Genomic DNA, 22,863 nt, shown 5'->3' with positions numbered 1-22,863 from the left:
CACAGCAGAATCTCAGCTGGAACCCGTAAGGGTTCGCCGAGTCAACCAAAAGCGATCAGCGGGGCTCTTCCCGGTTCGCGGCGGCCTCCACGACGTCGTTCAAGTCGTCCTGACTGAGCGTGTCTTTGCGCAAGTGCTTGGTCCGGTAGCCGGCCCGGCCGATCATATGGGCGGACACCGGGACGGTCAGCAACTGGAAGATCCAGGCAATCAGCAGGATCGGCAGCACCGCCCAACTGCGCAGTTGCAGGGCCATGGCCAGGAGCAGCAAAAACAGGCCGAGCACCTGCGGTTTGGTCGCCGCGTGCATCCGGCTCATCAAATCCGGGAAGCGCAGCAAGCCCACCGCTGCGGCGAGCGACAGTGCGGAACCGAGGATCAGACAGATCGCGGTCAGCAGGTCGATGACGGAATCGAGGTTCATTGCGGCCTCCGTTCCGCGACGTAGCGGGCTACCGTGACCGAGCCGATGAAGCCGATGATCGTGAGCCCCACCAGCAGCGGCAGGTTGTTCAAATGCCGGTTGACCGCCATATCGGTGGCCAGGGCTGCGGAGAAGATCGCGAGCAGCACATCGGCGGCCAGCACCCGGTCCAACAAGGACGGGCCAACCGCGATGCGGTAAATCGCACCGAGCGCCGCAGCACTGAGGATCACCCCCACCACGATCAGGGTCATGGTCATCAACGGGGCGCCGAAAACAGTCATGACTTCACCTCGTCCGCCGCGGGCTGTTCCGCTCGCAAAGCGGCGAGTTCGGCTTTGCTGCCCATCACCCGGATCAGCCAGGCTTCCACGTCGCGGACGTCGGCGCGGATCTTGCGCACGTCGTCGTCGTTCTTCACGTCCATGGTGTGCAGATACAGCGTCGAAGTGGAGCGGTCCACTTCGATCACCAAGGAGCCCGGGATGAGCGAGATCACGTGCCCGGTCGCGGTCACCATCAGATCCGAGTGGCTGCGCAGCGGCACTGCCACCACGGCGTTTTTGATCCGCGGCCCCTGCGCCAGCAGCAGATAGCTGACCTGCACACTGGCCACTGCGACGTGCCAGAGGAACACCCCGGCGTATTCCAGGAAGTAGAAGACATTGAACCGGCCGCTGAGCTCCACCGGAGGCAGGTAGAACACCCGGGTGACCAGCAAGGCGATGATCGCGCCGAAGACCAGATTGCCCGGACTGAAATCACGCCACAGGGCACCCCAGACCAGGACCAGCCAAATCAGCAGCGGCAACTCCTGTTTGAGCGAAATCCGTTGTTTGGTCATGGCTTCACCGTCCCTTGGCTCGGTTCCGGTTTCTTCACCAGTTCAGGCCGGCTCGCTTCCAAGGCTTTGACCCCGGCATCGCCGAGCACTGCTTGCACATAGGGCCGGCGGTCCAGCATTTCCCGGGCCGCGTTGTCGGCGAGCTGCACCAACGGTCCGGCGAAGACGGTGAGCAGTAAACCCACGCCGACCAGTCCGGCGGTCGGGCCGACCATCATCCGCGGCAACGGCCGGGCCTTGACCTTCACCGCGGCGGTACCGGCACCGGCCGACGGGTCGGCCTCCGGCAAGCCTTCGAGCAATGCCGGCTCCGGCGCTTCTTCGGTGTCCTGCGGGCTGCGCCAGAACACCCGGTTCCAGACCCTGGCGATCGCCAACAAGGTCAGCAGCGAAACCGCGACGCTGCCGGCGACCAGCACCCAGGCCAGCGGGGTGTCCAAAGCCGCGCCGGCCTGCAGCAGGCCGAGCTTGCCCAGGAAACCGGAGAACGGCGGAATTCCGGCCAAATTCATCGCCGGGATGAAGAACAGGATGCCGAGGATCGGCGAAAGCTTCGCCAAGCCGCCCAGGCGGTGCATCGACGTCGAACCGCCACGGCGTTCGATCAGTCCGGTGGTCAGGAACAAACTGGTCTGGATCGTGATGTGGTGCACCACGTAATAGACTGCCGCTCCCAGTCCGAGCACCGAGGACATGGCCAAGCCGAAGACCATGTAACCGATATGGCTAACCAGGGTGAAAGAGAGCATACGTTTGATATCCGACTGCGCTATTGCACCCAGAATGCCCACCACCATGGTCAGCAGTGCCACCACCATTAAGAAGTCATTGAGACTGTCCCCCGGGAAGAGCAGCGTTTCGGTCCGCACGATCGCGTAGACGCCGACTTTGGTCAACAACCCGGCGAACACCGCGGTGACCGGTGCCGGGGCGGTCGGATAGGAGTCCGGCAACCAGAAACTGAGCGGGAAGACCGCCGCCTTGATCCCGAAGGCGATCAACAGCATCAAGTGCAGCAGGGTCTGCGTGCCTTGGTCCAAATTGGCCAGCTTCACCGCCAGATCTGCCATGTTGATCGTGCCGGTGGCACCGTAGATCATCGCGATCGCGATCAGGAACAGCATCGAAGAGACCACGCTGACCACCACATAGGTCACCCCGGCCCGGATCCGCGGACCGGTGCCGCCCAAAGTCATGAGCACATAACTGGCGGTCAGCAGGATCTCGAATCCCACATACAGGTTGAACAGGTCGCCGGAAAGGAAAGCGTTGGATACCCCGGCCATCAGGATCAAATAGGTCGGGTGGAAAATCGACACCGGGCCTTCGGCATCGCCGTCCGCAGCACCCTGCCCGGTCGCATAAATGAGCACCGCGAGCCCCACCACGGAGGACACCACGAGCATCAGCGAGGAGAACTGGTCGACCACCAGCACCACGCCCCAGGGCGGCAACCAGCCGCCCAGGTTCACCGCGACCGTGCCGCCGTTCCAGACTTGGGCGAGCAATCCGACTTCCAGGAGCAGGGTCACGCTGAGCACCGAAATGCTCACCGCCTGCTGCGCCTTGGGATGCCGGATCAGCAAAAACGCGACCGCGGCGCCGAGGAACGGCAGGATGATCGCCAGCGGGGTGAGCGAAGCCAGGGTGAGATTCACGGCTTGCCTCCCTTTTTGGCGCTTTTGCCGGCGGCTGGGTCGTCGAACTCGGTGGTTTCCAAGGGGATTTCCACATCTTCTTCGGCGTCGAACATCGGCTGGGTCGCCACTCTGCGGTCTTCGGCGTCGTCCTGGACTTCATCCTGGCGGGCCAGCACCCAGGTCCGGTAGATGATGCCCAGCATGAACGCGGTCACCGCGAACGAAATCACGATCGAGGTCAGGATCAGAGCCTGCGGCAAGGGGTCGTTGTATTCCCCCGGCGGCACTGCTTTGCCGAGCAAGGGAGCCAAGCCGGCATAGCCGCCGGTGGTCAGCAACAGGATGTTGGTCCCGTTGGCCAAAAGCATCAAGCCCATCAGCACCCGGGTCAGACTGCGTTCGAGCAACAGGTAGATGCCGACCGCGTAGAGCACGCCCATCACGATCAGCAAGGTCAGGTTGACGCTCATTCGGCCACCACCAAATCCTCCCGGCGCTCTTCTTCACGCTCGTCGATTTCGGCGCCCAGGCTACGCAGCACGTCCAGCACCAGACCGACCACGATGAGGTAGACGCCGATGTCGAAGACCGTCGAGGTGACGAACTTGACGTCGCCGAACACCGGCAGGAAGAACTCGATGATCGCGGTCTGGAACACCTGGCCGCCGAAGAACAGCGGGGCCAAACCGGACAACGACGCAGTGCCCAGGCCCACCCCGAGCAGCGTCCCGGCACTGATCGGAGTGGCCTCGGCGAGCTCCGCGCGGCCGCCGGCCAAATAGCGCAGAGTCAAGGCCAAACCGGCCATCAGCCCGCCGGCGAAGCCGCCGCCCGGGAAATTGTGCCCGGCCAGCAGCAGGTAGACCGAGAAGATCACCATCGAGTGGAAGATCAGCCGGGTGATCACTTCGAAGATGATCGAACGGCGTTCCGGGGCCAGCGTGCGGCCGGCCACCAACCAGGCGTCCCGGCTGGCGGTGGCGAACTGCCTGGCTAACCGCAGCACTGCGGCTCCGCGCGCGCCGTCCATGGAGTTCTGGTGGCGGCGGCCCACGCTTCCGGTTTCGATAGTTACCGCGCGGGGCAGGGCTTGGCCCCGGTTGCGCACGAAGATCAAGCTGGCGACGCCGGTCGCTGCGATTGCGAGCACCGAGACCTCGCCGAAGGTGTCCCAGGCCCGGATGTCCACCAAGGTCACATTGACCGTGTTCAAACCGCCGCCGATGTCATAGGCCAGCGCCGGGAAGTCCAGGGAAACCGGCGAATCGACCCGGGAACCGAGCGCGATCAAGGCCACCACGACCATCGTGGCGCCGAAGGCGATGCCGATCAGCATCCGCATCAAGCGGTGCGAACCCGTGGTCCGGTCGCGCAATTCCTGGGGCAGCGAGCGCATCGCCAGCACGAAGGCCACCAGGATGATCGACTCCACGAACATCTGGGTCAGCGCCAGATCGGGTGCACCCTGGAACGCGAAGATCAAGGCGATGCCGTAACCGGTGACCGAAACCATGAGTACCGCGAGGAAACGTTTGTTGGCCCGGGCCGCAGCGATCGCGCCAATGATGATCGCGGCCGCGGCCACGGTCTGCGCCGGCGATCCGGGATCGATCAAATACATTTCCGGCAGCGGGCGGCCGCTCATCACGACGGCGACGATGTTGACCACGATGGTGGTGGACAGGATCACCGCGAGGTAGAAGTAGAGCGAACCACGCTGGGTGCGGCCGGTCACCCAGACCGCAGTGTGGTCCAAGGCGTCGATGACCTTTTTGTAGCTCTTTTCGGCGTCGAGCAACGGGTAGAGCTTGTCCTGCGCCCGTTCCACCCGGTCCCGGAAGTAGAACAGCAAGAAGCCGACGGCCAAGGTCAGGGCGCTCAAGCCGAGCGCCAGATTGAAGCCGGAGAACAGCGACAGGTAAGGGGCCTTGTCCCCGGACTGCAGGAATTTGTTGCTGTACGGTTCGATCCAGCTCTGCAACGGCACGAACCAGACCCCGGTCAGCACCGTCAGTGCGGCCAGGATCGCCGGCGCGGCCAGGAATTCGCCGGAAACCTGGCCGAAGGCGATCGGCATGCCTTTCGCTTTCCGCGCGAAGCCGCCCCACCAGAATCGGGCGCTGTAGGCCACCGTGAGCATCGACCCGAGCACGCCGCCGGCCAGCACCCAGGGGTTTTCGAAGTCGATCAGCGCCTCGTAGACCGCTTCCTTGGCCACGAAACCGGCCATCAGCGGGACCCCGGCCATCGAGGCCGCGCCGATCGCCGCGATCACGCCCAGCGCAGGCGAGGACCGGAACACGCCGGAAAGCTTCCGGATGTCCCGGGTTCCGGTCTGGTGGTCGATGATGCCGACCACCAGGAACAGCGTAGCCTTGAACAATCCGTGGGCCAGCAGCAAGGCCATTCCGGCCAAGGCCCCGGCCGGCGTGCCCAGGCCGACCACCAGGGTGAGGAAGCCCAGCTGGCTCACCGTTCCGTAGGCCAGGATCAGCTTCAGGTCGTATTGGCGAAGGGCCCGCCATCCGCCCACCAGCATGGTGCCCAGGCCGAGCACGATCACCGTGGGTTTCCAGAACGGGGTGTCCGCGAACGCCGGCGCCAACATCGCGACCAGGAAAATTCCGGCCTTGACCATGGCCGCCGCATGCAAGTAGGCGCTGACCGGGGTGGGCGCGGCCATCGCGCCGGGAAGCCAGAAATGGAACGGGATCAGCGCGGACTTGCTGAATGCTCCGATCAGGATCAGCAGGACTCCGATGTCCACCTGGGTCCCGCTGGGCACATTGTCGAGGATCTCGGAAATCTGGAACGTGCCGGCCACCTGGCTGACCATGATGATGCCCACGAGCATGGTCAGCCCGCCGAAGGTGGTCACAATGAGCGCCTGCAAGGCGGCCCGACGAGCCGCCAGCCGGGTCCGCGAATACCCGATCAGCAAGTAGGAGAGGACTGTGGTCAGCTCCCAGAAAATGAAAAGCAGGATCAGATCGTCGGCGGTGACCAGGCCGAACATCACGCCGGCGAAGGCCAGCAACTGGGCGCCGAAACCGGCCCCGTGCGCCTGGAAGGCGCCGTCGTTCGCTTTGAAGTAGCGCGCACAATAGGCCAGCACCAGGGCACCCACGCCGAGGATCAACAGGGACAGCAGCCAGGCCAAGTCGTCGAGCTGGAAGGAAAGCTGCAGGCCGAAATCCGGAATCCATGGCAGGACTTCGACGGGTGGATTGCCGGCATCGATCGCGGCTTCCTGGGCGATCAGCCAAATGAAGGACCCCGCGGGCACCGCTGCGAGCACATAGAACGCGTTGCGGCCCAGGAAGCGGAAGAAAAATGGCGCTATCAACGCCACCACAAAGTGGACGGCGAGGATAGTCAGCACGATCGGCTCCGTCTTTTGGATTCGGTCGGGTTCGGTGATCCAGTCTATCAATTGCTGAGCCGCACTCCTGCCAACCGCACCGCCCGGTAGCATTCAGCTATGACCGAAATCACGGCGACACCGGAGCCGACCGCGACCAGTCCGGCCACCAAGCGACAGATTGTCGCCTGGGCGGCCTGGGATTGGGGTTCGGCGGCTTTCAATGCCGTGATGACCACCTTCATCTTCACCGCGTTCTATCTCACCACGGATATTTTCGGCGGCGCGGACTACACCTCGCAGGTGCTTGGCCTGGCCTTGGGCATCGCCGGCCTGCTGATCGCGCTGTTGGCGCCGGTGGCCGGCCAGCGCACCGACCACAGCGGCCGGCGTCGGCTCTGGCTCGGGGTGAACACGTTGCTCGTGGTGCTGCTGACCGCGAGCTGCTTCTTCGTCCTGCCGGAACCGGGCTACCTGATTCTGGGCTGCGCCCTGTTGGCCGCGGGGCATGTCTTTTCCGAATTGGCCTCGGTCAACTACAACGCGATGCTGCTGCAGATTTCGACGCCGAAGACCATCGGGAAAATTTCCGGCGTGGGTTGGGCTTCGGGTTACCTGGGCGGCATCGTGCTGCTGGTCGCCCTGTACTTCGGCATGCTCGCCCCCGGGGTGGACTTCTTCGGTTTGGACGAGAACACCAAATACCGCGTCGTGGCTTTGATCTCCGCGGCTTGGATTGCGGTCTTCTCGATCCCGGTGTTGTTCGCCGTGCCGGAGAACCCCCGGGACCCGGCGGAGCCGAAAATCGGCTTTTTCGGCTCCTACCTGCACCTGTTCCGCACGATTGCCCGGCTGTGGCGCACGCAGCGGCACACCTTGTACTTCTTGATCTCCAGCGCGGTTTTCCGGGACGGGCTCGCCGCGATCTTCACCTTCGGCGCGGTGATCGCGGTCGGCACCTTCGGCTTCGCCAAGGGCGATGTGCTGATTTTCGCGATCGCCGGCAATGTCGTGGCCGCGATCGGTGCGTTTTCAGCCGGGTATTTCGACGACAAATGGGGCCCCAAGGCAGTGATCGTGGCATCTTTGGCCGGATTGCTGATTTCCGGCGCGGTGCTTTTCTTCGGTTCCGGGAAGACCGTGTTCTGGGTTTTCGGCCTGCTGCTGTGCCTTTTCGTGGGACCGGCGCAATCTTCCGCGCGGACCTTCGTAGGCCGGTTGGCGCCGGTGGGCGGCGAAGGCGAACTCTACGGCTTGTACGCGACCACCGGCCGGGCGGCGTCGTTCATTGCCCCGATGCTCTTCGCCGGTTTCATCGCCTGGTTCGGCTCGCAACGCTGGGGCATCCTGGGCATCATGATCGTGCTGCTGGCCGGCCTCGCATTGCTGCTCCCGGTCCGATCCCCCGCCCGCACCTAACCGCTCGCCCCGCCACTTCCTTCCCTCCCGAGTGGCCACATCTACACGTTTTGAGCGCCATTTGGCCTGCAGATCTGGCCACTCGATTGAAGCGAACGGCGAATGGGGAGCTCTACCCTGTGGATAACCTCTTGCGGTCTTGCCAACTCCGCAACCATGGACTCCATGAAGCGCCCCCGCGAACTGCCAATCGATCTTCGCAACCGCTCGTTCACGCTGCTGGAAGCCGGAAACGAGGTGACTCGTAGCAGACTGCAACATCCCGGGTTGCTCACGCCGAGCAGAGGAATCAGGGTCCCCTGGGGCGTGGCACAAGAATTCGATGCCATCATCGCACCGATTCTGGCCTGCACCCCCGGTGCCGTGGCCTGTTGGGGCACTGCCGCAAGACTCTGGAATCTGCCCTTGCCAAGCCACGTCCAGTCCGGGCTGAACATTCACCTCGCGACACCAAAAGGAGCTAACCGGCCGCGAAGGTTCGGCGTGACCGGTCACCGCTTGGACCTCCAAGCGCAGGATGTCCACTTGCTCCGCGGCCTGGCCGTGACTTCTCCGGCCCGCACCTGGTTGGATCTGGCCGGCCGCCTCGCCACCCCGGATCTGGTAGCCGTAGGCGACGCGATCGTCTGCAGCCATCAACGTAGTTTCGGGCCGAACGCGCCGGCGCTGGGTTCAGTTTCCGATCTGCGGCAGGTACTCGATCAGCATTCCGGCGCCCGGGGCATCCGATCCGCCCGAGCAGCGTTGGAACTGATCCGGATCGGCTCCGATTCGGTTCCTGAGACGCTTTTGCGCCTGGCCCTGCTAGAGGCCGGCCTGCCCGAACCGGAGTTGAACGTGGTGATCGTCTCCGGCTCCGGTCGCGACGTCGCCTGGCCGGATCTGGCTTACCGCGAGTACCAGGTGTCCATCCAGTACGACGGCGCCCATCACCTCAGTGCCGAACAGCAGGGTTCGGATGCCAGACGAGACAATGAATGCGCCTTGGCCGGCTGGACCAGCCTGCGAATCACCAAGGCGCAGATCCAAGAACTCGGTTACGCCGGTGTCGCCCGGCAAATTCGAAACGTCCTCCGCCAACGCGGGTGGAATCCGGGCTAGTGCTCCGCCGAGTGGCCACATCTACACGTTTGGAGCGGCTTTTAGCCTGCAGATGTGGCCGCTCAGCGGAGGGGCTAGATCTTGGTGCGGTGGAAATTGAGGTGGCTCCGGGACGCCGTCGGTCCGCGTTGCCCCTGGTACCGGTTGCCGTACTCGCCGGATCCGTAAGGGTGCTCCGCGGGTGAGGACAGTTGGAAGAAGCACAGCTGTCCGATTTTGGACCCGGGCCAGAGCTTGATCGGCAAGGTTGCCATATTGGACAGTTCCAGCGTCACATGGCCGGAAAATCCCGGATCGATGAAACCGGCGGTGGAGTGGGTCAGCAGGCCCAACCGGCCCAACGAGGACTTCCCTTCCAAGCGCGCGGCGACGTCGTCCGGCAAGGTGACCGTTTCGTAGGTCGAGCCGAGCACGAACTCGCCCGGGTGCAAGATGAAGGGTTCGTCGTCGGCCACTTCCACCAACCGGGTCAGCTCGGGCTGCTCTTCGGCCGGATCGATATGCGCGTACTTGTGGTTGTCGAAGAGCCGGAACAGCTTGTCGATCCGCACATCGACGCTCGACGGCTGCACCATCGCGGGCTCGAAAGGGTCAAGGACGATTCGCCCGGCGTCGATTTGGGCTCGGATGTCGCGGTCAGAGATCAGCACAATTACAAATTAGCCTATTTGGCCGGCACCGACTGACCGGGCTTACTGCGCTGCGCCGATTTCGGTCCGCACCGCGAGCAACTCGGGGAAAAAGGTCAGCTCGAGGGCACGCTGCAAGAATCCGACCCCGGAGGAGCCGCCGGTACCGGTCTTCATCCCGATGGTGCGCATCACGGTTTTCATATGCCGGAACCGCCAGAGCTGGAAATTGTCTTCCAGATCCACCAGCTCTTCGCAGGCTTCATAGAGATCCCAATGGGCCCCGGTATCCTCGTACACCTCGCGATAGACCTGCACCAAGCCCGGCGAGAAGACGTGCGCCTGGCTGACGTCCCGACTCAGCAAATCCACCGGAACCGCAAACCCCCTCCGGGCCAGCAACCGGATGAACTCATCGTAGATGCTGGTCTCGGCCAGCAGCCCGCCCAGCAACTCCTGGGCCACCGGGTCGGCCGCGAAAACCTTGATCATGCCCGCGTTCTTATTGCCGAGCAGGAACTCCACGGCCCGGTATTGATAGGACTGAAAGCCCGACGACGAGCCCAAGTCGCCGCGGAACTGCGCATATTCGGTGGGGGTCAGGGTAGCAAGTACGCTCCATTGCTCGGTCAGCGAGCGCTGGATGTGCTTGATCCGGGCGACGCCCTTCATCGCCATCCGCAGATCGTCCCGCTGCAGCGAGCTGCGCACCATCCGCAATTCGTGCAACACCAGCTTGAGCCAGAGCTCAGAGGTCTGGTGCTGGATGATGAAGAGCAATTCGTCGTGGTGCTCCGGCGCGCTCACCGGATGCTGTGCACTGAGCAGCTCGTCCAGGGCCAGATAGCCGCCGTAACTCATTTTGTCGCGGAAATCGGTTTCGATCCCGGCCTCGATGCTCCGGGTGTTCTTCTCAACGCTCACCTGAACAGGGTACGCCGCGAGCCCGGGTTGCGGCGCAGAATACCGATGCGATCGCTTCGTCCTGTAAGCTGAGTGCCGCTGCCTTCCGAGTTTCGGAAACGCAGCATGCGGGCGTAGCTCAATGGTAGAGCGCTAGCTTCCCAAGCTCGATACGCGGGTTCGATTCCCGTCGCCCGCTCCGCACCGGCCACGGCCGGGCGTCTGGCCCGCCGAATCGCACGATTCGGCGGGCCAGACTCGTTTTGCCGCTTCGCGGCCCCACCGGGCGACCCAGCGGAACCGCCTCGGCGACACTTCACCCGGCGTTCACTCGGCATTCACGGCTCCCCCGCCAAGTGCTGGTATTTGTATTTACAAGCTGTCCGCTGGCCTGATGAATCATTGGGGCTTCACGCTCCGGCAGCCTATCCTCCAAGCAGCAAAGGCAACCGTGAAAACAACCTTGCGCACTCGAATCGGGACGGCCGCCGTCGTCCTCGCCATGACGGCCGCGGCGGCACCCGCCCAAGCCGCACCGGCCGCGAACTCCTTCGACTCCGGCCTCAACGTCAGCAATCCGCTTCCGGTCCCGGATTTCAAACCAGCCGCTTCGCAGCAGAAGACCCTGGTCATCGGACTGGACGGGATCCGTTGGGACCGGGTACAGGCCGCAAACACGCCGAACATCAAGAAAATCCTGAACGAAGGCGCCTCAGCGCTGAGCTACACCTTCGCGCCGGCGAATGGCGCCGGCACCGTCAATCTGGCGCCCACGGTGTCCGGTCCCAGCTGGAGCAGCATCCTGACCGGGGTCTGGCCGGACAAACACGGGGTCAAAGACAACTCCTTCAAGGGCAAGAAGTTCGACCAATACCCGGATTTCCTGATCCGCGCAGAGCAGGCCAGGCCGGCGTTGAGCACCTTCGCGGCCGCCGATTGGCAGCCGATCGCGACGGAGGCGGGCGGCGGCCCGATCATCAACAAGGACATCGATTACCGCTATGGCAGTGCGGCCTCGGGCACCGGGTATCTGAGCGAAGACGCCAGGGAGGCCGATCTCACCGCACGGACGATTTACGAAAAGCGCACCGATATCAGCTTCATCTACATGGGCGCCCCGGACGAGAACGTCTCCGGCGGAGTTTTCGGCTCGGCGTACAAAAACGCCCTCGAAGCCACGGACAAAAACGTCGGCGCGATGTTGCGCGCCATCGAATCGAGCCCCAGCTTCGGTTCGGAAGACTGGCGGGTCATCCTCACCAATGACCACGGCTTGACCGACGGCGGCAGCCACGGGAACGGGACCACCTTGAACGAGCGGGCGGTCTACACCGCGGTCTACACGCCGGGCAAAAACACCGGGCAGGTCCGCTACGACCTCAAGCCGGTGGACATTGCGCCGACCGTGCTCAAGCGGGCCGGCGTGGCGATCGATCCGGCCTGGGGTTTCGACGGCAAGCCGGTGGACGAGTTGCAGCCGGATGCCTTCGATTCGCTGCGCAGCGTCCTGCAGAACAAAAAGACCGAGCCGGAGATCCCGGCGGATCTGAAGGGATACACCCAGACGGCGCCCAGCGGCTGGAGCATCGACAATAGCAAGATGCCCACCGGAGGCGTCCCGGAATGGTACGGCTGGACGTTCACCACGAATGAATTCTGGAGCTCGCCCGCCGACGACAAGAATCAGGGCCGGGAGAACTTCGTCCGCGGCCGGGACGTGATCGCGGTCGCCGATTCCGATGCCTGGGACGACTTGAATCTGCCCAAGAGCAGCCGGGCCTTCGATTCCACCCTGTACACCCCCACTTACGACGCCGCCGGCTCGGCCTCGGTGACCCTGGACTACCAGACGCAGTACCAGCACGAGTCCGGGCAGGTCGCCCAGGTAGTGGCCCGTTGGGACAATGGCAGCAGCAGCATCGTGAAGAGCTATTCGACGACGACGGCGGGCCCGGAGAAGCTTTCCGTCAAGGTGCCTGCCGGGGCGCGTTCGGTCCAGTTCGGCTTCCGCTACGCGGGGACCAACAACTGGTTCTGGGCACTGGACCAGGTTTCGGTCACCAAGTCCTGAACCGGAAAACAGTTCCGGGCCCCGCTACGGGGCCCGGAACTGTTTTCCGCAGGCTCAGCCTGCCGGGCTCAAGGTGTCGGGTGGTTCAACCGGTTCCGCGCGCCGGGCGGCCCGACGTGGTCGGAAAGCTCAGGCCAAGCCGTCCGGCAGGGACAGTTTGACGGTGTCCATTTTCTTCTGGTTGAACTGCATGTGCTGGTAGTCGAAGTAGCCGACTTGATAGAAATCGATCGGCGGGTCCGCCTGCGGATCGCCCCAGTTGCCACCCCATTCGTAATCCTCGGCGGACCACATCCGGCGCAGATCGCTGTCCTTCACGATCGCGCCCTTGGCCCGCGGGGCGTAGCTGGCACCCGCTGGTTGGATGGTCCGGCTGCCATCGTCATTGAGCACGTCGAACGGGTTGACGAACGGGTTGATGTCGAAGGACGCGCCCTTGAAGTGCTCACTGAGATTGCCGCTGCCCAGCCGGTCCGGCCGGAAGTTGCTGGTGTTGTTGGCCTGCATCGACGTTTCGTCGTCGTAGCCGAACTGCGATTGCGGAATCACCGACTTGATCGGGAATCCGAGTTGGAACATCTTGACGAAAAGGATCTTGGTCTCGTTTTCGATGGCTTTGTTGACCACTATCTGGCCAAAATGCAGCGCATTGTCGAAGCCGCAGTAGAGCACATTGACGAGCGCCATATGCGGCTTCATGAGCGCCAAGTCTCTGGCCCGTTGCGGATCGGTCGACGTCCCGTAGGCCTGCTCGAAGCTCAGCCGGCTGTCGAACACCACCGGCCCGGCGGGCGGCACCCCGTATTGCTGCGCCAAGGACGGCGTCAAGCGAAATCCGGGGTTGGGCATGGGAATATTATCCATCACGGGTGCATCGAAACGTCCAGTCGATTCGACGCGCCTTATGATGGAAAAACAGCTACCCGGGCATTCCGACGGCAGGAGAAATACGTTGACCCATCGAGTCCGAGGCGCCGTCGTACGGAGCAAAAACTCCCCTGTCACCGTCGAAACCATTCTGGTGCCTGACCCCGGCCCCGGCGAAGCCCTCATCGACATCATCAGTTGCGGAGTCTGCCACACCGATCAGCATTACCAACAAGGTCAGATCAACGATGATTTCCCCTTCCTGTTGGGGCACGAAGCATCCGGCACCGTTTCCGCGGTAGGCCAGGACGTTACCGAGGTGGCCCCCGGCGACCGGGTGGTTTTGAACTGGCGGGCAGTCTGCGGAGAATGCCGGGCCTGCGACCGGGGAGAGCCGGAATATTGTTTCGCTACGCACAATGCGACCCAGAAAATGACGTTGGAAGACGGTACCGAGCTCGCACCGGCGCTGGGCATCGGAGCTTTCGCGGAAAAAACCCTGGTGGCCGCCGGCCAATGCAGCAAAGTCCGGGACGACGTCGATCCGGCGGCCATCGGCTTGCTCGGCTGCGGAATCATGGCAGGTTTGGGAGCCGCGATCAACACCGGAGCCGTGAAACGAGGGCAATCAGTCGCCGTAATTGGCTGCGGCGGTGTTGGTTGCGCGGCGATCGCCGGGGCCCAGCTGGCCGGCGCGACCACGATCATCGCGGTGGATATCGATCCGCAGAAACTTATTGCCGCCCGCACCATGGGGGCCACCCACGTCGTCGACTCGTCGGTGCAGGACCCGATTCAGGAAATTCGGGCACACACCGGCGGCTTCGGCGCAGACGTGGTGATCGACGCCGTCGGTCGGCCTGACACTTATCGACAAGCCTTTTATGCCCGCGATCTGGCTGGAACCGTAGTTCTGGTCGGGGTGCCCGCGCCCGGGGCCACCCTGGAGTTGCCGCTGCTCGATGTCTTCGGCCGGGGCGGATCGCTTAAATCCTCCTGGTACGGAGACTGCTTGCCCAGTCGGGACTTCCCGGCGCTGATCGACCTGTACCGCCTGGGCCGGTTGGATCTGGATGCCTTCGTCTCGGAGCGGATCGGTTTGGACCAAGTCGAGGCAGCATTCGCGAAGTTGGCGACCGGTTCCGTGCTGCGCTCGGTAGTAGAGCTGTGAGTGCCGAAGCCACGGGCGAGGTACGTGTGGATCACCTCGTCACCCACGGCACATTTTCACTGGACGGTGGCAGCTGGGAAGTGGACAACAACGTTTGGATCGTGGGAGACGGTGCAGAAGTCGTGGTGGTAGACCCCGCGCATGACGCTTCGGCCGTGTTCGCTGCCGTATCCGGTCGAAGAGTTTCCGCGATTCTGCTCAGCCACGGCCACGACGACCACATCCGTGCCGTAGCCGAGTTCCAAGAACTCACCGGTGCACCGGTGCATCTGCATCCTCGGGATCAGATGCTCTGGCAAACCGTCTACCCCGCGGCCGCATTGCCACTGGCCTTGGCCGACGGCGATGTCTTCGCGTTGGGCACCGGCTCAAGTCAGCTGGCCGTCCTGCACACGCCAGGGCATTCGCCCGGTTCCTGCTGTTTCTATTCCGCGGAGCTGGGGGCGGTTTTCACTGGGGACACGCTATTCCAGCATGGCCCCGGCGCGACCGGCCGGTCCTACAGCGATTTTCCGACGATCATCGAATCGATCCGAGACACGCTGTTCAGCCTGCCCCCGGACACCGTGGTGTATCCCGGACACGGAGATTCCACCACCATCGGCGGGGAAATTCCGCAGCTGGCCGACTGGATTGCCCGTGGCCGTTGAATCCTGCGGCTGGCTCAGCGATGCCTGATCTCCAGTAATCTGCCGGGCCGGCGCAGATTGACTTTGAGCAACAACTCGCCCCGCCGGGCCAGGATCAGCCCTACCGCGACCGCAGCCAGGACCGGAACGCCGCCGGCAATCAGCAAGGCCGCATGCGGCCCGATCGCCTCGGCCAGCCACCCGGTGAGCAGCCCGCCCACTGCTTGGCCGCCGATGAGCACCATGATGTACAGGCTCATCACCCGGCCGCGGATCTGCATGTTGGTGGAAATCTGCACCAGCTGGTTCGCCCCGGTCAGAAACAGCAGGCAGGCGAATCCGGCGACCACCATCACCGCACCGAAACTCCACATCGACGGCATGAACGCCGCCACCGCAAGCGAGAGACCGTAACACCCGGCACTGATCACCACTGAGCGCAAACGCAATTCCTTGCGCCTGGTCGAGGCCAGTGCGCCGATCAGCGCGCCGACTGCGACCAAGGTGTTCAACAACCCGTATCCCCCGGCTCCGGCGTCGAACACGTGATCCGCGAAGGCTGCCATCACCACCGGAAGGCTCATTGCGAAAACCGCCACGAACCCAGCCATGATGGTGGAAAACAGGATCGCGGGTTTGCGCATCAGGTATCTGGCGCCCTCAGCGAGCATGCCTTTGCTGCGGGGCGCCGGCGTCGAACGGATGAGTTCGGAGCTGCGCATCACGGCGAGCATGGTCACGGTGAAAACGCAGGCCACGGCGTTCGCGGCGAACGCCCAGCCGCCGCCCACTGCCACCAGCATTACGCCGGCCACGGCCGGGCCGATCATTCCGCCGAGTTGGAAGATCGAGGAGTTGATGCTGATCGCATTGCGCAGGTGCACCGGCCCGACCAGCTCGTTCACGAAAACCTGCCGCGCCGGCTGGTCCACCACGGTGACCAGGCCGAGGACCAGTGCGACCAGGTAGACATGCCACACCTGCAGCGTTCCGGTGAGCGCCAAAACCGCCATCAATGCCGCGAGCAGGGCCGCCGCGGATTGGGCGATCATCAACAACGCCCGTTTCGAGAACCGGTCGGCCAGCACGCCGCCCCAGGGGCCCAAAAGCAACGTCGGTGCGAACTGCAGGGCCACCGTGATGCCGACCGCGGTCACCGAACCGGAGAGCTGGAGCACAATCCAGTCCTGGGCGATCCGCTGCATCCACAGGGCGATCACCGCGATGAAATGCGCGATGGTGAAGTAACGGTAGTTGCGGATCGAGAATGCTGCGAAGGTGCTTTTGACGCTCGGCGATGCCGCCACGATGCTGATCGGCGCAGTCACCGCCGAGTTCGGGATTCTGCTTGCCGGTTGCGGGTGGACGAGGGGAAGCTGCGCGGTTGCAGGGGATGCCACAGTAGATCCTTGACTAGTGCTTCGCAGGGTGAGGAAAGGGGCGTAGTTCAACGCTATCCGGGTGCAACCCCATTCTGAAGTCATATAATCCCTCTAACTGTGATTACAAAACGCAATGGGAGGGCCTGGTGTACGACAACGATCAGCTGCGCAGCTTCCTCGCAGTCGCGGAGACTTTGAACTTCACCCGGGCGGCTGAGCGGCTGGGTTTGAGCCAACCGACAGTCAGCCAGCACATCAAGAAACTCGAGGAGGCCACCGGGCGGCAACTCGTGCTCCGGGACACCCGGGCGGTCCGGTTGACCGACAACGGCGACGCGATGGCCGGCTTCGCCCGCAACATCCTCGCCGCCCAAGACGATGCTGGGCGCTATTTCTCCGGTGCCGCGATGCGCGGCCGACTGCGCTTCGGCACCGCCGACGATCTGGCTTACACCAGACTGCCGACGATCCTGCGTGATTTCCGCCAGCTCTACCCGCAGATCAATTTGGAACTCACGGTGAGCCAAAGCGACCAGCTTTACCGCCGGGTCAAAGCGGGCCAGCTGGACCTGGTTTTCGTCAAATGGGTCTCCGGCGCCCAAGAAGGCACCGTGGTGCGGCATGACCACTTCTCCTGGGTCGGCCTGGAGCAGACCCAACTTGAACCCGGTGTTCCGGTGCCGCTGATCAGCTATCCGGCACCGAGCCTGAGCCGGAAACTCGCGATCGATGCGCTGGAGAAAAATGGGCGCACCTGGCGCGTCACCTGCAACACCAAGGAGATCAACGGAGTGATCGCGGCGGTCCGGGCCGGCATCGGGATCACGGTGATGCCTTCGACCCTGATCCCGGACGACCTGGTCTCGATCACCCGGCGTTTCGACCTGCCGCCGGTGGGCGAGGTCGATTTCACCCTGGTGCGCAATCCGCTGGCCAGGACCGACGTCGTCGATGCCTTGGAGCAGGCGATCATGGGCCGCAAACTCAACCCGGCCAGAAGTTGAGCCGGCCGCAGTGGGCGCGGCTGGCGGACTCAAGGCGGCCGAACCGACCCAGCGGTCGAAGTACCAGGCCGAGTCCGTCGCGGGTGCCCGGCACCACTACATCGGACTAGAGTTGGCAATCATGATCCGCACCATGTTCAAATCCAAGATCCACCGCGCCACGGTGACCCATGCCAACCTGCATTACGTCGGTTCGGTCACCGTTGACCAGGACTTGCTCGAAGCCGCGGACATCCTGCCCGGGGAACTGGTCGCGATCGTCGACGTCAGCAATGGCGCGCGCTTGGAGACCTATACGATCCTGGGCGAGCGCGGCTCGGGCGTGATCGGGATCAACGGCGCAGCGGCGCATCTGGTGGCGATCGGGGACACCGTGATCCTGATCAGCTACGCGCAGATGTCCACCGAAGAGGCACAGGCCTACCGGCCGGCGATCGTGCACGTGGACGGGCAGAACCGGATCGTGGAACTCGGCCACGACCCGGCGGCGGCAGCCGCAGCGGGCACCCAACGCCCGCCGTTCGCCGTCCAGGACTGACCCGATGGGCGGCGTGCTGATCGGCTTCTCCCTGGTCTGGGCGGTGATCGCGCTGGGGTACTTGCTCGGCAGGTTCAATGTGCTCGGCGACGGTGCACAGCGGGTACTGAGCCGGTTCACTTTTTTCGTCGCCAGCCCCGCACTGCTGTTCGAAACCATCTCCCGCGCAGACCTGCACACCGTCTTCGGGCCGTCGTTCTGGATCGTCGCCGGCTCCGCGGCGATTGCCGCAGCGGTCTTCGTGCTGTTCACCGTGCTGCGGCGCAAGCCCTTCGGGGCGGAGGCGGTGCTGGGCACGATGAGCGCTTCCTATGTCAACGCCAACAATCTGGGCCTGCCGATCGCGGTCTACGTGCTGGGGAACGCGGCACTCGCGGCTCCCATCGTGATCTTCCAGCTGGCGGTCTACCAACCGCTGTTCGTGATCCTGATCGAACTGGTCCGGCAACGCCGCAGTGCCTCGCTCGGCAAGATCCTGTTGAGCGTGATCAGCAATCCGCTGCTGCTCGCCTCGGTCGCCGGAACCGCGGTCGCCGCCTCCAGCTGGCGGCCGCCCGAGCTTTTGCTGCAACCCTTCGAGCTGGTGGGCGGCGCCGCGGTGCCCGGCGCACTGATCGCTTTCGGGATCTCGCTGTTCGGTTCCAAACCGCTCCAGGAACCCGCCAGCCGGGTTTCGGTGATTGCCGCGACCGTCGTGAAGCTGGTCGTGCAACCGGCTGCCGGCTACCTGCTCGCGACCACGCTGTTCCAGCTCGACGGCGCCGCGCTGTTCGCCGCCGTCGTGCTCGCCGGGCTGCCCACCGCGCAAAACGTCTTCGTGATCGCGGCACGGTATCAATCCGGCGTGGCCCAAGCCAAGGACACGGTGTTGCTGACCACCGCGATCGCGGTGCCGGCGATGCTCGTAGTCGCGGCCCTTTTGGCGTGACGCCAGCGAATCGGGCAGTCGAACAGGTACTCTAACCTCATGGCTTCCAAGAGCGCGGCGGAGATCGTCGCAAACATCACTCAGGGCTACACCTTCGACACTCCGGCGATCGCGCTGGGCGCGGCACTCGTCGAAGACCAGGTCTACAAAGACGCCCAGGTCCGCTTGCCGCTTGCCATGATGAACCGGCACGGCCTGGTGGCCGGCGCTACCGGCACCGGCAAGACGGTCACCTTGCACATGATCGCCGAGCAGCTCTCCACCGCCGGGGTGCCGGTCTTCATGGCCGACATCAAGGGCGATCTGTCCGGCCTGGCGACGCCCGGAACGGCCAACGACAAGCTCACCGCGCGGACCCAGAGCCTGGGCCAGGAATGGGCCGCCAAAGCCTTCCCGGTGGAGTTCCTGGCCCTCGGCGGCGACGGCAACGGCGTTCCGGTGCGCGCTTCGATCACCTCGTTCGGCCCGATCCTGCTCTCCCGCGTGCTGCAGTTGAATGAAACCCAGGAATCCAGTCTGCAGCTGATCTTCCACTATGCGGACACCCAGGGTTTGGAATTGTACGACCTCAAAGACCTCCGGGCCGTGATCCAGTTCCTCACCTCGGACGACGGCAAAGCCGCCCTCGCCGAGCTCGGCGGACTGTCCAAGGCCACGGCCGGCGTGATCCTGCGCGAGCTGATCACTTTGGAAGCGCAAGGCATGACCAAGTTCTTCGGCATGCCGGAGTTCGACACCGCAGAGCTGATCCGGACCGCGCCGGACGGCCGGGGCGTGATCACCTGTTTGGAACTGCCGAATGTGCAGGACAAGCCGATGCTCTTCTCCACCTTCCTGATGTGGCTGCTCGCCGACCTCTTCCGGGACCTGCCCGAGGTCGGCGACCAGGACAAGCCGAAGCTGGTGTTCTTCCTCGACGAAGCCCACTTGCTCTTCAAGGACGCCACCAAGGCGTTCCTCGCCGCGATCACCCAGACGGTGCGGCTGATCCGGTCCAAAGGCGTCGGAATCTTCTTCGTGACCCAGACTCCGAAAGACGTGCCCTCGGATGTTCTGGCCCAGCTGGCCAACCGGGTGCAGCACGCCTTGCGCGCCTTCACCCCGGATGACGCCAAAGCGCTCAAAGCCACCGTCTCCACCTTCCCGGTGAGCGACTACGACTTGGAGAAGACGCTCACCAGCGCCGGAATCGGCGAGGCCGTGGTCACCGTGATGAATGAAAAGGGCGCGCCGACGCCGGTCGCGCTGACCCGGCTGCGGGCGCCGGAATCAGTGATGGGCGCCAGCGCGGAAGACGTGGTCAAATCCACCGTCGCCGCATCGCCGTTGCTGACCAAATACGGCACCGAGGTCGATCCGATTTCCGCCTACGAGAAGCTGCAGAACAAGGCCGCGCCGCCCACCGGGGATTCGGTCGGCGATCCGGTGCCGCCGATGCCCGCACCGCCGGTGCCGATTCCGCCGCCTCCGGCACCCATTCCGCAACAGCAAGGCGGCAGCCTCGGCGCGGACGTGGCCGGTGCGCTCGGCGGGATCCTCGGCGGCGGCCTGCAGTCCATGGTCCGGTCGATGGGCACCAATCTGGGGCGAAACATCATGCGCGACATCTTCGGCACGACCAGTCGCCGTCGCCGTTAGATTTTGCCCTTGACCCACTCGAGCGCAGCAGAAGCAACTGCCCCGGATGCTCCTGGATCCACCATGATCCGGGTAGCTGCGCTATGGCTTTTCGGCCTTTTGCTGAGCATTGCCGCAACCGTGGTCACGATCCAATGGGTGAACGCCAACCTCTACGGCCCGCAACAACCGGTGCGCGACTACATCCAAGCCCTGCAGAACGGCGACGGCGCCCGCGCCTTGGGGCTGCTCGGCGCGAATGTGCCCAATGCCTCGCCGGCCTTGCTGGACGGGCAGGCCTTGAAGGCTGCCGCGGAGGGCGTCAGCGATGTCAGCCTGGGCAATCCCACGACGCTCGACGACGGCCGGGTCCGGATCACGGTCAGCTACCAGCTGGACGGCGAAGGGCACAGCAGCGACTTCACCCTGGAACCGGCCGGGGTGCAATGGATGTTCTTCCACAAATGGAAATTCCTGCCGACATCGCTGCCGGTCATGGACGTCTCGGTGGTGAACCAGACCGAAGCCACGGTGAACGGCGTCGCGGTGCCGATGCCGGCGGGCAAAAACACCTTCTCGCTGCTCTACCCCGGACGCTACGAGGCCGGTTTCGAAAACCAGTTGTTCACCGCGAAGCCGAGTGCTGCGGTAGTTGATTCCCCGGCGTCGAAACCCACCCCGATCACGCTCGCCACCGCGCCCACTCCGGCGCTGATCGGCCAGGTCGACGACGCGTTAAAGCAGTTCGTGGACAAATGCGCCCAGCAGAAAGTCCTCAAGCCCAGCGGCTGTCCACTGACCTTCGACACCAACAACCAACTGACCAGTGAGATCAACTGGTCGATCGTGGAGTACCCGAAGGCGTCGATCACGGCGTACAACGGCAGCTGGGTCATCGCACCGCTGACCTTCAAGGCGAAAGTGCAGTTCCAGGAGAAAAGCTACGCCACCGGCGCGATTTCGACGGTCGAGAAAGTCCAGGACCACTACTTCACCGCGCGCTTGGCGATCAACGGCGAGCAGGTTACCGTGACCCCGGTGGTGAAGTACTGAGCCGATGGTTGCGGCCGGTGGTTGCTGCCCTGGGCCGACCGCCTGCATTGCCGGCCCGCACGGTTTAGGTTTGCTTTGCCTCGCTGAGGATTGCCTAGGCTAGCTATCGCGAATCACTCAGAATAACTAGGCTAGTGGCATGAGCCAATTCAACACACTCCTGCAAGAGCAAATCGGCCACGAGTTCGCTGCTTCCCAGCAGTACATCGCGGTGTCTGTCTGGTTCGATTCCCAGGACCTGCCGCAGCTGGCCGCCCACTTCTACAAGCAATCGCTCGAAGAGCGCAACCACGCCATGATGATGGTGCAGTACATGCTGGACCGGGACCAGGACGTGAAGATCCCCGGAATCGGCGATATCGTCAACGACTTCAAGGATGTCACTGAGCCGCTCAAACTCGCCTTGGAGCAGGAAAAACAGGTCACCTCGCAGATCGAGAAGCTCTTCGCCACGGCACGCGATGAGAACGATGCGCTCGGCGAGCAGTTCATGCTCTGGTTCCTCAAGGAGCAAGTCGAGGAAGTCGCCTCGATGAGCACCTTGGTGAACATCGCCGAGCGGGCGGACAGCCTGTTCGACATCGAGAACTTCATCGCCCGGGAAACCATCGGCGACGGCGGCGAGGACTCCTCCGCCCCGGAAGCCGCCGGCGGAGCGCTCTAAAAACCGCCCCACGCATCACCGAACGGGCAGTTCGGCAGGCCAGACACGATGTCTGGTCTGCCGAACTGCCCGTTCTTCGTATGTTCAGATGGTTCCCAGCGAATTCATGCTGGGTATAGTGACAAAATGAAGAAGCCCAATAGCCTTCTCCTGTCGGTGCCATCGCTTTTTCCGGTGCCGAGCATTGAGGGAAGCGGCAATTCCAGCGCGGCCGCTGCGCCCGCACCCGCCGCTTCCGTCAGTCCGTCAGTCCGTCAACACAAGGGGGAACCATGACCGTAGAACTTCCAGCAGCCATCCAGAGGGCCTTCGACGCCACCAACTCGGCGGACGACGACGGGTTCGTAGCGGCGTTCGCCAGTGACGGCTTCATCAACGACTGGGGGCGACAACTCAACGGGTCCGACGGCGTCGCGAGTTGGAACTCAACCGACAACATCGGAAAACAAGCGACCTGGGAAGCGTTGTCGATCGAAGACCAGGGTCATGGAAAATATTTGGTGAGCATTCGGACCGGAGGCAACGGCTACAACGGAGTCAGCCCGTTCGTCTTCACGGTGGCCGACGACAAGATCCAGTCCATGGTGATCAGCGCCGGCTAAACCCACATCGAGTGGT

Annotated in this window: 22 protein-coding genes and 1 tRNA gene; 13 read left to right on the top strand and 10 right to left on the bottom strand. The window is 63.7% G+C overall.

Annotated elements, in window-relative coordinates; all coding sequences use genetic code 11:
* Positions 1 to 55: 55 nt before the first annotated feature.
* Genes mnhG through JOE69_RS11355 form a run of 6 tightly spaced genes read right to left on the bottom strand, consistent with a single transcriptional unit; the run spans position 56 to position 6,290 of the window.
* Positions 56 to 424 (bottom strand): monovalent cation/H(+) antiporter subunit G, encoded by a 369-nt coding sequence (gene mnhG, locus JOE69_RS11380; RefSeq protein WP_296364528.1) that lies wholly within the window; start codon positions 422 to 424, stop codon positions 56 to 58.
* Positions 421 to 708, bottom strand: coding sequence for a monovalent cation/H+ antiporter complex subunit F (locus tag JOE69_RS11375; protein ID WP_309798792.1), 288 nt, complete (start codon positions 706 to 708; stop codon positions 421 to 423). Before JOE69_RS11375 ends, mnhG begins: the two co-directional genes overlap by 4 nt.
* Entirely contained in the window at positions 705 to 1,268 is a 564-nt protein-coding gene (locus JOE69_RS11370) for a Na+/H+ antiporter subunit E (protein WP_296364532.1), read from the bottom strand. The genes JOE69_RS11375 and JOE69_RS11370 overlap by 4 nt, the downstream gene beginning before the upstream one ends.
* A complete protein-coding gene (locus tag JOE69_RS11365; RefSeq protein WP_309798790.1) occupies positions 1,265 to 2,926 on the bottom strand; it encodes a Na+/H+ antiporter subunit D in 1,662 nt (553 codons plus the stop codon). Before JOE69_RS11365 ends, JOE69_RS11370 begins: the two co-directional genes overlap by 4 nt.
* Positions 2,923 to 3,378 (bottom strand): Na(+)/H(+) antiporter subunit C, encoded by a 456-nt coding sequence (locus JOE69_RS11360; protein ID WP_296364535.1) that lies wholly within the window; start codon positions 3,376 to 3,378, stop codon positions 2,923 to 2,925. The genes JOE69_RS11365 and JOE69_RS11360 overlap by 4 nt, the downstream gene beginning before the upstream one ends.
* Complete coding sequence (locus JOE69_RS11355; RefSeq protein ID WP_309798788.1) at positions 3,375 to 6,290, bottom strand: Na+/H+ antiporter subunit A; 2,916 nt, start codon at positions 6,288 to 6,290, stop codon at positions 3,375 to 3,377. The genes JOE69_RS11360 and JOE69_RS11355 overlap by 4 nt, the downstream gene beginning before the upstream one ends.
* A 99-nt stretch (positions 6,291 to 6,389) precedes the next feature.
* On the opposite strand from JOE69_RS11355, the gene JOE69_RS11350 reads away from it, so the two are divergent.
* Both JOE69_RS11350 and JOE69_RS11345 read left to right on the top strand, forming a co-directional pair.
* Positions 6,390 to 7,688 (top strand): MFS transporter, encoded by a 1,299-nt coding sequence (locus JOE69_RS11350; protein ID WP_309798786.1) that lies wholly within the window; start codon positions 6,390 to 6,392, stop codon positions 7,686 to 7,688.
* A gap of 165 nt (positions 7,689 to 7,853) precedes the next feature.
* Positions 7,854 to 8,789 carry an endonuclease domain-containing protein gene (locus JOE69_RS11345; protein ID WP_309798784.1) on the top strand — a complete coding sequence of 312 codons (936 nt, stop codon included), beginning with the start codon at positions 7,854 to 7,856 and terminating at the stop codon, positions 8,787 to 8,789.
* 74 nt (positions 8,790 to 8,863) lie between these two features.
* Here JOE69_RS11345 and dcd read toward each other — a convergent pair whose 3' ends face one another.
* Both dcd and JOE69_RS11335 read right to left on the bottom strand, forming a co-directional pair.
* A complete protein-coding gene (dcd, locus tag JOE69_RS11340) occupies positions 8,864 to 9,439 on the bottom strand; it encodes a dCTP deaminase (protein WP_296364544.1) in 576 nt (191 codons plus the stop codon).
* 42 nt (positions 9,440 to 9,481) lie between these two features.
* Entirely contained in the window at positions 9,482 to 10,342 is an 861-nt protein-coding gene (locus tag JOE69_RS11335; protein WP_309798781.1) for a tryptophan 2,3-dioxygenase, read from the bottom strand.
* A gap of 107 nt (positions 10,343 to 10,449) precedes the next feature.
* On the opposite strand from JOE69_RS11335, the gene JOE69_RS11330 reads away from it, so the two are divergent.
* Positions 10,450 to 10,520: transfer RNA gene (locus JOE69_RS11330), tRNA-Gly, on the top strand.
* A 252-nt stretch (positions 10,521 to 10,772) separates the two neighbouring features.
* Positions 10,773 to 12,392 (top strand): alkaline phosphatase family protein, encoded by a 1,620-nt coding sequence (locus JOE69_RS11325; protein WP_309798780.1) that lies wholly within the window; start codon positions 10,773 to 10,775, stop codon positions 12,390 to 12,392.
* A gap of 129 nt (positions 12,393 to 12,521) precedes the next feature.
* Here the strand turns inward: JOE69_RS11325 and JOE69_RS11320 are convergent, their stop codons facing one another.
* Complete coding sequence (locus JOE69_RS11320) at positions 12,522 to 13,241, bottom strand: M15 family metallopeptidase (RefSeq protein ID WP_309798778.1); 720 nt, start codon at positions 13,239 to 13,241, stop codon at positions 12,522 to 12,524.
* A 103-nt stretch (positions 13,242 to 13,344) separates the two neighbouring features.
* Between JOE69_RS11320 and JOE69_RS11315 the strand changes: the two genes are divergently transcribed.
* Together JOE69_RS11315 and JOE69_RS11310 are read left to right on the top strand one after the other, a co-directional pair.
* Positions 13,345 to 14,430 carry an S-(hydroxymethyl)mycothiol dehydrogenase gene (locus JOE69_RS11315; protein WP_309798776.1) on the top strand — a complete coding sequence of 362 codons (1,086 nt, stop codon included), beginning with the start codon at positions 13,345 to 13,347 and terminating at the stop codon, positions 14,428 to 14,430.
* 26 nt (positions 14,431 to 14,456) lie between these two features.
* The gene (locus JOE69_RS11310) at positions 14,457 to 15,080 is read left to right on the top strand and encodes an MBL fold metallo-hydrolase (RefSeq protein WP_309798774.1); all 624 of its coding nucleotides are present in this window, start codon (positions 14,457 to 14,459) and stop codon (positions 15,078 to 15,080) included.
* A 14-nt stretch (positions 15,081 to 15,094) separates the two neighbouring features.
* On the opposite strand, the gene JOE69_RS11305 is transcribed toward JOE69_RS11310, so the two are convergent.
* The gene (locus JOE69_RS11305) at positions 15,095 to 16,459 is read right to left on the bottom strand and encodes an MFS transporter (protein ID WP_309798772.1); all 1,365 of its coding nucleotides are present in this window, start codon (positions 16,457 to 16,459) and stop codon (positions 15,095 to 15,097) included.
* Between the two features lie 128 nt (positions 16,460 to 16,587).
* On the opposite strand from JOE69_RS11305, the gene JOE69_RS11300 reads away from it, so the two are divergent.
* The 7 genes from JOE69_RS11300 to JOE69_RS11270 all read left to right on the top strand — a co-directional run bounded on the left by JOE69_RS11300 (position 16,588) and on the right by JOE69_RS11270 (position 22,847).
* Positions 16,588 to 17,445: a LysR family transcriptional regulator gene (locus tag JOE69_RS11300; protein ID WP_296364553.1), complete on the top strand. Its 858-nt coding sequence runs from the start codon at positions 16,588 to 16,590 to the stop codon at positions 17,443 to 17,445.
* 121 nt (positions 17,446 to 17,566) lie between these two features.
* Complete coding sequence (gene panD / locus JOE69_RS11295) at positions 17,567 to 17,983, top strand: aspartate 1-decarboxylase (protein ID WP_309801268.1); 417 nt, start codon at positions 17,567 to 17,569, stop codon at positions 17,981 to 17,983.
* 4 nt (positions 17,984 to 17,987) lie between these two features.
* A complete protein-coding gene (locus JOE69_RS11290) occupies positions 17,988 to 18,911 on the top strand; it encodes an AEC family transporter (RefSeq protein ID WP_309798769.1) in 924 nt (307 codons plus the stop codon).
* A 39-nt stretch (positions 18,912 to 18,950) separates the two neighbouring features.
* Positions 18,951 to 20,549, top strand: coding sequence for a helicase HerA-like domain-containing protein (locus tag JOE69_RS11285; protein WP_309798767.1), 1,599 nt, complete (start codon positions 18,951 to 18,953; stop codon positions 20,547 to 20,549).
* Between the two features lie 63 nt (positions 20,550 to 20,612).
* Positions 20,613 to 21,581, top strand: a complete 969-nt coding sequence (locus JOE69_RS11280; protein WP_309798765.1) for a hypothetical protein — start codon at positions 20,613 to 20,615, stop codon at positions 21,579 to 21,581.
* Positions 21,582 to 21,720: 139 nt separating this feature from the next.
* A complete protein-coding gene (locus JOE69_RS11275; RefSeq protein ID WP_309798763.1) occupies positions 21,721 to 22,245 on the top strand; it encodes a ferritin in 525 nt (174 codons plus the stop codon).
* A 272-nt stretch (positions 22,246 to 22,517) separates the two neighbouring features.
* Positions 22,518 to 22,847 (top strand): nuclear transport factor 2 family protein, encoded by a 330-nt coding sequence (locus tag JOE69_RS11270; protein WP_296364565.1) that lies wholly within the window; start codon positions 22,518 to 22,520, stop codon positions 22,845 to 22,847.
* Positions 22,848 to 22,863: the final 16 nt, after the last annotated feature.

Source organism: Arthrobacter russicus (assembly GCF_031454135.1).
GTDB lineage: Bacteria > Actinomycetota > Actinomycetes > Actinomycetales > Micrococcaceae > Renibacterium > Renibacterium russicum.
This window is presented reverse-complemented; position numbering and strand designations above follow the sequence as displayed.